This window comes from Bacillus sp. MYb56, assembly GCF_002976445.1.
Lineage (GTDB): Bacteria > Bacillota > Bacilli > Bacillales > Bacillaceae_G > Bacillus_A > Bacillus_A mycoides.
In genome coordinates this window covers 1-8,433 of sequence record NZ_PCOH01000072.1, presented here as the reverse complement: position 1 = coordinate 8,433, position 8,433 = coordinate 1, and the positions used below count along the sequence as shown (strand labels likewise).

Annotated in this window: 11 protein-coding genes; 7 read left to right on the top strand and 4 right to left on the bottom strand. The window is 27.6% G+C overall.

What is annotated here, in order from left to right; genetic code table 11:
- Positions 1-252 precede the first annotated feature (252 nt).
- From CQ058_RS30035 to CQ058_RS30020, 4 genes are all read right to left on the bottom strand, one after another.
- Positions 253-891 carry a MarR family transcriptional regulator gene (locus CQ058_RS30035; protein WP_105590200.1) on the bottom strand — a complete coding sequence of 213 codons (639 nt, stop codon included), beginning with the start codon at positions 889-891 and terminating at the stop codon, positions 253-255.
- Positions 892-1,239: 348 nt separating this feature from the next.
- Positions 1,240-2,439: an ABC transporter permease gene (locus CQ058_RS30030; RefSeq protein WP_105590199.1), complete on the bottom strand. Its 1,200-nt coding sequence runs from the start codon at positions 2,437-2,439 to the stop codon at positions 1,240-1,242.
- Positions 2,436-3,116: an ABC transporter ATP-binding protein gene (locus CQ058_RS30025; protein ID WP_105590198.1), complete on the bottom strand. Its 681-nt coding sequence runs from the start codon at positions 3,114-3,116 to the stop codon at positions 2,436-2,438. The genes CQ058_RS30030 and CQ058_RS30025 overlap by 4 nt, the downstream gene beginning before the upstream one ends.
- Entirely contained in the window at positions 3,113-4,306 is a 1,194-nt protein-coding gene (locus CQ058_RS30020) for an efflux RND transporter periplasmic adaptor subunit (RefSeq protein ID WP_105590197.1), read from the bottom strand. The genes CQ058_RS30025 and CQ058_RS30020 overlap by 4 nt, the downstream gene beginning before the upstream one ends.
- Positions 4,307-4,577: 271 nt before the next feature.
- Between CQ058_RS30020 and CQ058_RS30015 the strand changes: the two genes are divergently transcribed.
- The 7 genes from CQ058_RS30015 to CQ058_RS29985 all read left to right on the top strand — a co-directional run bounded on the left by CQ058_RS30015 (position 4,578) and on the right by CQ058_RS29985 (position 7,739).
- Entirely contained in the window at positions 4,578-4,856 is a 279-nt protein-coding gene (locus tag CQ058_RS30015; protein WP_105590196.1) for a hypothetical protein, read from the top strand.
- Between the two features lie 302 nt (positions 4,857-5,158).
- Positions 5,159-5,509: a stage II sporulation protein M gene (locus CQ058_RS30010; RefSeq protein ID WP_374954502.1), complete on the top strand. Its 351-nt coding sequence runs from the start codon at positions 5,159-5,161 to the stop codon at positions 5,507-5,509.
- A gap of 12 nt (positions 5,510-5,521) precedes the next feature.
- A complete protein-coding gene (locus tag CQ058_RS32995; RefSeq protein WP_105590194.1) occupies positions 5,522-5,848 on the top strand; it encodes a LytR/AlgR family response regulator transcription factor in 327 nt (108 codons plus the stop codon).
- Between the two features lie 14 nt (positions 5,849-5,862).
- A complete protein-coding gene (locus CQ058_RS30000; RefSeq protein ID WP_105590193.1) occupies positions 5,863-6,396 on the top strand; it encodes a tubby C-terminal domain-like protein in 534 nt (177 codons plus the stop codon).
- A 51-nt stretch (positions 6,397-6,447) separates the two neighbouring features.
- A complete protein-coding gene (locus CQ058_RS29995; RefSeq protein ID WP_105590192.1) occupies positions 6,448-6,693 on the top strand; it encodes a sugar ABC transporter permease in 246 nt (81 codons plus the stop codon).
- Positions 6,694-6,735: 42 nt separating this feature from the next.
- Positions 6,736-7,392, top strand: coding sequence for a YidC/Oxa1 family membrane protein insertase (locus CQ058_RS29990; RefSeq protein WP_105590191.1), 657 nt, complete (start codon positions 6,736-6,738; stop codon positions 7,390-7,392).
- A gap of 149 nt (positions 7,393-7,541) precedes the next feature.
- Positions 7,542-7,739 carry a helix-turn-helix transcriptional regulator gene (locus CQ058_RS29985; RefSeq protein WP_105590190.1) on the top strand — a complete coding sequence of 66 codons (198 nt, stop codon included), beginning with the start codon at positions 7,542-7,544 and terminating at the stop codon, positions 7,737-7,739.
- Positions 7,740-8,433: the final 694 nt, after the last annotated feature.

Genomic DNA, 8,433 nt, shown 5'->3' with positions numbered 1-8,433 from the left:
TTTGGCAAGGATGTAGCAAAGCGAAAAGGGTGGAGATTTTCTGTAGCAAAGCGAAAGAAAATACGACCCGTTCCTTGCGGAACTTTTAGCTATATATAAGAGTGAGAAGAGAAAAGTAAAAAAAAACAGTTATATCAAGGGTTTATAAAACATTAGGTGTCACGAAAACATGACACCGGTGTCATGTTTTCGTGACACCTAAAAAAACAAAAAACACAATCAAAAAAAGAATGCAAGAGAAATGTGCATTCTTTAAAATAAATATACAGGAAGTTTATGTTTCTTCGTTGCTTGAACTTCAGCTTTAAAATTCCTTAATGAATCTCTAAAAATATGCTGAGTTGCTTTATCTATGCCATCTTTCGGACTACAACACATAATATTAGGATTTACAAACCATGTACGACTTGTACAAACCCGTCCATCCTCTGTAGTTACTCCTGCTTGTGCAACCGCTAATATTCCTTTTTTTAATAAAGAGTTCATTGTACCTGAAATATTCTGACGAGCTATTTTAAATTTCCCACTTAAATACGTTGGAGATGCAGGATTACCGGTTTCACGTTCTACAATAACGTTAGTTTTAAATTCTACAAACGAAGCTAATTTGAACAAAAAAGCCTCTTCCTTACTACTTAAATAGCCAATCTCAGTTAAATAATTAATATTGTCCATTATTAATTGCACAAACTTCACCCGATCTAAAGGTTTTCTCTTTTTCCCTATGAAATACTCTTCTCCACCAGTTGCTTTACTTAATAATTGTAAAAGCATTATCTTTTCTTCTTCTGAATAACCACCTTCTTGCAACTGATCATAAATACTATTAATCTTACTATCTCTTAATTTTGCTTTTTTTTCAGCTTGTCTAAAATCTACAACCTTTGTCATAAAATAATTCTCTCCCTTAGTGGAAGGAACCAACTTTTATATGTTAGAATATACATAGAATATATAGAAAATATATATTAGTCGATTCCAAGCTTATTATGAAAAACCGCCTGTCCGCCAAGACTTTGGGCGGTTTTTCATCTTTCTTTAATAATAACACGAAATGTGTTTCTAAAGATTTCCATATATTAAAAATCATTTTTCTTTTGCACCATTATTATTTGAACTTCTCCTCAATCCTTAAGAGGGATTCCTATCATGTACTTACCATTTGACATACATTTAATTCTATTGTTATTTATTACCCCATTTTTAAATTGAAAATTAAAGGTTATTTAATAATGCTATTTATTCATAGCGAAGAGCTTCAATTGGGTCTTGTTTTGCTGCTTTATTTGCTGGAATTAATCCGAAAATAATACCAAGTGTCATAGAAAATAATACCCCTCCAACAACAACTTCCCATGAAACTAATGGTGGCCATTTTGCAAGTCTAGCAACAAAATATGCACCACTATAACCTAAACCAATACCAATTAATCCACCAAAAAGAGTTAACATAATTGATTCTATTAAAAATTGTAATAAAATTTTTTTACGTGTTGCACCCAGGGCTTTTCGTACACCAATCTCACGCGTCCGCTCAGTTACAGATACAAGCATAATATTCATAACACCAATACCGCCAACAACGAGCGAAATACTAGCAATACCACCAATAATTGATGTCATAATATTAGTCATCATAGAAATACCTTCCTGGATTTTCTTTAAATTTAAAACTTCATATTTACCAGTCACATCACTCGATTTACGACTATTTAACAAATCAACGGCTTTTTTTCCTGTTTTTTCCAAATCATCCACATTTCTTGCTTGAACAGAAATACTTTGTATTTCATCTTTACCATAGATTGTTGGCCACAGTGTAATTGGAATTAAAGCCTCTGACGATTCTATTCCCATAAATCCATTATCTGATTTATAAACACCAATAACTTGCATTGGTTGTCCCTTTATCTCAATAATTTTACCAACCGAATTTTCTTCTTTGAAAACCTTTTCCTCCATACCTTTACTAATCATTATGACATTATTACCTTGTACAATATCTGATTCTCTTAAAGAATGTCCTTTTAATACTTTCACTTTATTTACCAAAAAATACTCAATATCTAATCCTGTAATATTCACCATTTCTTTTTTATCTTCAATATCAAGAGACTCTATACTTGAATTAGTTGTAAGAACATGCGCAACTTCTGGAATTTTTTTAATTTCAAAAATATCCTCTTCAGTTAATTTTGGTTGATTCATTGATTCCATATCCAACGAATCATTAACATCAACACTATATTGAATTGGAATAGTATTATTACCAGAGGCAACAAATTTTGATTTTAAAGCAGCCTCTCCACCTTGTCCAATTGCAACAACAGTAATAATAGAACCTACTCCTATAATAATTCCAAGCATCGTAAGAACTGAGCGTAATTTATGAACTAAAATAGAAGATAAAGCAATTTTCATACTGTCTATTAGACTCATACCGAGCACCCTCTATCTTCTATAATTTTCCCATCTCTCAATACAATACAACGAGATGAATAAGCTGCTACTTCTTTCTCATGCGTAACCATAACAATTGTTGTACCTTCTACATTTAGCTTCATAAAAATATCCATAATCTGTTCACCAGACTTCGTATCTAATGCACCGGTTGGCTCATCGGCCATAATGAAAGCCGGATTATTAGCAATAGCTCTTGCAATTGCTACACGTTGCTTCTGTCCTCCGGACAACTCATTTGGTAAATGATGCACTCGATCTGCTAATCCTACTTTCCTCAAAGCTTCAAGCGCACGTCTGCTTCGTTCTGTTTTTTTTATACCACCATACACAAGTGGAAGTTCAACATTTTCTACGGCTGAAAGACGCGGTAATAAATTAAAATGCTGGAACACAAAACCAATATATTCATTACGAATTAAAGCAAGCTTTGACTCATCCGCTGTCAAAACATTCACATCATTCAAAATATATTCACCTTCTGTTGGACGATCCAAACAACCAATAATATTCATAAGTGTTGATTTACCAGAGCCAGATGGCCCCATAATTGAAACAAACTCACCGCTCTGAATCGTTACACTAATATCATGCAAAATCGGTACTGCAAGTTTTCCCTGATAATACGTTTTAGCGATATTATTTAACGTAATCATTTCTCTTTCACTTCCATTCCGTCATACACATTATCGGAAGGGTTTTTAACCACCTTTTGTCCCACTATTAATCCTTCAACAATCTCTGTCCAATCTCCATCAGTAGTACCTTTTTTTACATTTTGTTTACGAATTTTCCCTTTTTCCTCAATGTAAACAAATAATATATCATTATCTTTTTCTACAATACTTTTACTTGGAATAGCAATCATTGTCTTATCTTCTAAATTTACTTGTAAAGAAACATGATAACCTGGAGATAAACCATCTTGACTATCAATACTTGCTTTATATGTATATTGGGACATATTCCGAGTCTCTTCCCCCATACCAGCAACTTGAGCCATCTCTGAGCTTGTTGGGAACTCGCTTACCTCTGTAATCTTACCTGTCCACTTTTTCTTATTATTTGCTTTCGCAGTTACAATAAATTGTTGATCTTTCTGAATTTGAGACTTTTGAAGCTCTGTTAATGTCCCTTGAATTTCAAATGCATCTTTAGAAGCAACCTGCAAAAATGCTTTTCCTTGACCACCTAATACTTGTGAAGAACTCTGAGCTGCATCCTTATCTAACTTCTGTATAACACCTTCGAATTTACTATAAATTGTAAGGTCTTTTTTCTTTTTACTTAATTCTTCTTTTTGTAACTTACCTTTTTCTTTCTCAAGTTCTATTGTTTTTTGTTGCATTTCTAATTCACTTAATTGCTCATCCATTGGGTCTGTCACTTCTTTCCCAGCCCCACTATCTTTAACTTTCTTAATTTCCTTTTTTAAAGAATCTATTTTCTTTTTCCCTTGATCATAACGCATATCAGCCATCTTTTGATCAAGATCTGCTTGCTTTATCTGTAAATTGATTTCTTCATTATCATAAGAAAATAATTTTGTTCCTTTTTCTATTTCTTGTCCTTCTTTCACTTCAATATCTTTTACTTTTCCCTTAGTGGAATCTGAGTAAAAACTTTCAATATTCCCTGGTTTTACTTGTCCTGAAATTAATTTCGTATTATTAATTTTACGTTCAGTTACTTTTTCAAAACTAACACTATTCCCTTTTGCTTTATCATTTTCCCTTCCTTGCATAAAAAAAACACTAATACTTGCAATCATAATTATTAAAATAAATACACCAATGAAAATTAATTTTTTTTTCTTTTTATGAATATGAACAATACTAAATAACATAATTACTCCCCTTGCATATTAATATGTGAATTATTAAATTATTATATCATATTCACAATATTTTACATTTTATTAAATTATTGTGAATTTTCTTATTTTCTTAATATTCAAATAAAATTAAAAAAGGGGTATAGAATTTAATTTAACAACTATTCAAATGATTTAAATTACTATTCGTATTAACAGCATTACATTTATAAATCAATAAGTATATCATTAACATTGAAAAAGGGATGTAAAAAAAAGGGATGTAAAAGGGAGGAAAAATAAAATGTTATATAATTATTTTACTGGACAACTTTCATACACTTCAGCTGTAAACAAAGTTGTTGATGTTTTAATCAGCAAAGTTCCTGGGGTTTCACAAGCAAAATTGGCATCATCAATTGGTTATAAATTAAAAGCTATTATTAATTCTACAGATGGTTTTAGTTGGACAGATCTTGGAGATGCTATAGTAGATATTGGTAAATTCATCTGTGATTTAACTCCAGCAGCTCAATATGGTAAAGTTGTTGCTGCATTATGGGAAGTTTCTTCTACACTATAATTCCAAAATTACACTAAAAAAAAACAATATTAGTTAAATTTAACTAGTATTGTTTTTTTTGTTTATTATCATTATAATAATAGATAATTCCGATGATTATGAAATAATCGGATAAATAAATCTATTAGAAAGGAGATATGATGTATAATAAAAAGTTATTATACTTATTTTGTATACTTGTAATATCGGTAATATCTGTAGGGTATTTAACAAACACCAATATTCCACACAACAACAATCTAAGATTATTAGATTTTAAAGATTTAACTCTAATCTTCTCAATAAACACAGCTATAATTTTAATGTTATGTATCTTATCTATAACTGGATTATCCCTTGTTTTTATTATTAAAATTTTGTTTACAATTGGATTTACAGCAAAAGAAAGCGGTATAAATACATTTACATATTTCTCCGTTTCACTTATACACGGAATTTTCGAACTAATCGCACTGTTCATTGTATTCGTCATTTCTGTAAAACACATTATTTTGATTGTGGAATGTTTAAAAGGAAAAAACAAAAAAGAAGTAATATTTAAATTTTATTTTAGTCTATTAAAGAAAGAAATTCCGATAACAATTATCCTATTAACAATTGGTGCTTTATTAGAAGTATATGTATCTAATAGAATATTAATATTTCTAATTTAATGGTGAAAAAACATGAAGATAATTAATAAAAATAACAAACTTATTATTCAAAAAAAAGATCAATATATATTTATATCTATCGATGAAATATTGTTTATAGAAAAAAATAACAATTATACATATATTCATACCCATAGTCGCACTATACGCATTCAGATTTCATTAATTGTTATATATAAGATGCTAAATGACAAATTTATACGATCTCATAGATCATTTATTATTAATAAGGAACACATAGTAGAGTTAAAATTATTAAACAATTGTTGTTATGAAGTAATATATAATCAAAATAAAAAAGCTTTAATGAATAAAATAAAAGTACAACATCTAGTATAAGAGGTGAACATCCTTTGTATCATTATAAGTGGATTAATCATTTTTCAGTTAAACCATCGGAAATTTATGACAATGAAAATAATCTAATAGGTACAATAAGAAAAACATATAGTAACAAAATAATAAGAATAATAGATACTATACTTTTTAATGGAACCTACTTTTTAGAATACGAATTATATGATGATAATAAAAACTTAAAATTAAAAGCAAAAAAAGATATAGATTTTAGAAAAAGAACACAATTTAAACTTGATTATTATGATAACAACGAAAAATATCAAATATCTTTAATAGATAAAAAAATATTTGATTTCGGGGAAATAACTACATTTGAATTTGCAGGAGAAGTATACGAATTAAAACAAAGGCCTTTTGAATGGGCAAAAATAACTAATTTAAATACAAATTTAGTTATCGCAGAATGGAAAGAACCTATTAAACCTCCATTCAATATAAAACTTAAATTAATAGAAGATTCCTATAAAGATAAAGTCTTATTATTAATAGGTATATTTCATTCATATTTACATGGAGCCGGACGTTAAAAAATTAACAACTATATCTATCAATAATTTAAAAGGAGGAAAAACATTATTATGAAGAAAAAATGGTTATCAGTATTATTATCTTTCATTTTCCCAGGACTAGGTCAAATATATTTAGGTAAAATTTTACGAGGTATAACATTTATAGCTTTAAATATTTCCTTAAATATTTTAGGTATATTATTTTTCCCTTTATTAAGTCTTTTTACATTTTTCGTCTGGATAGCAGGTATGATAGACAGTTCTAGACAAACAAATAAAATTAATGCTGTACATACTCAAAACGAATACAATTAAATATTAAATAACCTTAAAATTAAAAGAAAAGGTAACATTAATATGAATCATTTAATAACATTATTTAGTAATGCAATAAATTATTTTAATACAAATTTACATTTAACTCATATTGTAACAATCATATTAATTTCTTTATTATTAAAAATAATAATATCACCTATTAAAATTTTATTTTTAATAAATCAAGAAAAAAAATCACTGATAGATAAAAAAATAGATCAATCCTTAGATAAAGAATCCTTTAAAAAAACAAAGAAAAAAATTTACAAAGATAATAAATTGATACATCCTTTAATTTTATTTATATTATTTTGTATTCAATTAACCATTACTTTATCTTTTATTCGAACACTTTACCAACTAAATACTATAAAAAACACCAAATATCTTTGGTTTACTTTAGGAGAAAAGGATTCTTTATTTATATTACCCATAATTCTAATATTAACAATAATTATAGAAAAAATTATAACTAAAAAAATAGAAAAAGATAAAATTGGATTCCTTGATGTGTTCGTTATTATTTTCATTTCAATTATAGCTTTAAATGTTTGGTCAACTATCATCATATATTGGATAACAGCAAACATATATAGCTTACTCATAGAATTACTTATAATAAAAGTAAGTATTAAAAAGAAATGTAATATTAAATATAATATTTTTGAAACAAAGAAAGAAAAAAGTATAGTATAATGTACAAATAGTCACAATAACATTTTAACAAAGACTGTGATTTAGAAGTATATTTCAAAATATATCTCTAAATCACAGTAATCAAGATAAAAAATATTAAGTTTTAAAAATCACTTAATATACCAAAAATTAAAGGTGATATCCATAAAATGAAAAATATAATTCGTATTTTGCGTAAAGAAAAAAACTTTTCCCAAGAAGATCTAGCTAAATTATGTAATGTTTCAAGACAAACAATTAATGCAATTGAGAATAATAAATATGATCCTACATTAGAACTAGCTTTTAATTTAGCTAAGTCTCTAAATATAACAGTTGATCAGTTATTTATTCATAAAAGTCAATAATATATATATCATAAACAACATCTTTATAAAAAGATAATTACTTTCTACTTGAAGTATATATCCTCTCCCTACAAAAATTATAGTCAAATAAGTTTATTTTTTTGCCAATCAAAAAATAAGCTATTTCTCCATACCCAAAACCAATAAAAAATAAAACATCCTATTAAATTTATAAGAATTTCAATACAATACAATATCTATTGAATAGTTTTTACTAATATCACTCCTGTTTACTATCCCATTTACTAAATTAAATAATACAAGCTCATTTACTTTATCCATTAAGAAAAAATCCTAAAGATATAACAAAAAATAGTATAATAAATAAAATACATTCGAAAGTAAACTTTTGAATAGAAGTTTACTTTCAGTGATAGGAATAGCACCACATGCCCATCAACCTAATATTTTGGAGTACCCCAAAACAAAAATTCCACCTCACTACAGTTGTCTATGAGAAATCAGTTCATTTTTTTGTTTTAGGGAACAATTAATTTCTAATACATGTCTTAATGCGAAAATGTGATATTTCGTTACCTCCCTATATGCAACATTGCATATAAGAATGTATTGATAAAAATGTAAGCGCTTACTATAATGAGAGTATAAAGATAAATCACATCTTAGCATCAACAACAGAGGAGGAAATAATATGACAATCGCAATGGCAGTTTTAAAATTTGTAGGTGGAATC

What these genes read in the sequence shown, in the direction of transcription:
- CQ058_RS29995 (WP_105590192.1), top strand. Translation starts at nt 6,448, where the DNA reads ATGAAGAAAAAATGGTTATCAGTATTATTATCTTTCATTTTCCCAGGA.
- CQ058_RS29990 (WP_105590191.1), top strand. Translation starts at nt 6,736, where the DNA reads ATGAATCATTTAATAACATTATTTAGTAATGCAATAAATTATTTTAAT.
- CQ058_RS30035 (WP_105590200.1), bottom strand. Translation starts at nt 891, where the DNA reads ATGACAAAGGTTGTAGATTTTAGACAAGCTGAAAAAAAAGCAAAATTA.
- CQ058_RS30010 (WP_374954502.1), top strand. Translation starts at nt 5,159, where the DNA reads ATGTTATGTATCTTATCTATAACTGGATTATCCCTTGTTTTTATTATT.
- CQ058_RS30020 (WP_105590197.1), bottom strand. Translation starts at nt 4,306, where the DNA reads ATGTTATTTAGTATTGTTCATATTCATAAAAAGAAAAAAAAATTAATT.
- CQ058_RS30015 (WP_105590196.1), top strand. Translation starts at nt 4,578, where the DNA reads ATGTTATATAATTATTTTACTGGACAACTTTCATACACTTCAGCTGTA.
- CQ058_RS30030 (WP_105590199.1), bottom strand. Translation starts at nt 2,439, where the DNA reads ATGAGTCTAATAGACAGTATGAAAATTGCTTTATCTTCTATTTTAGTT.
- CQ058_RS29985 (WP_105590190.1), top strand. Translation starts at nt 7,542, where the DNA reads ATGAAAAATATAATTCGTATTTTGCGTAAAGAAAAAAACTTTTCCCAA.
- CQ058_RS32995 (WP_105590194.1), top strand. Translation starts at nt 5,522, where the DNA reads ATGAAGATAATTAATAAAAATAACAAACTTATTATTCAAAAAAAAGAT.
- CQ058_RS30025 (WP_105590198.1), bottom strand. Translation starts at nt 3,116, where the DNA reads ATGATTACGTTAAATAATATCGCTAAAACGTATTATCAGGGAAAACTT.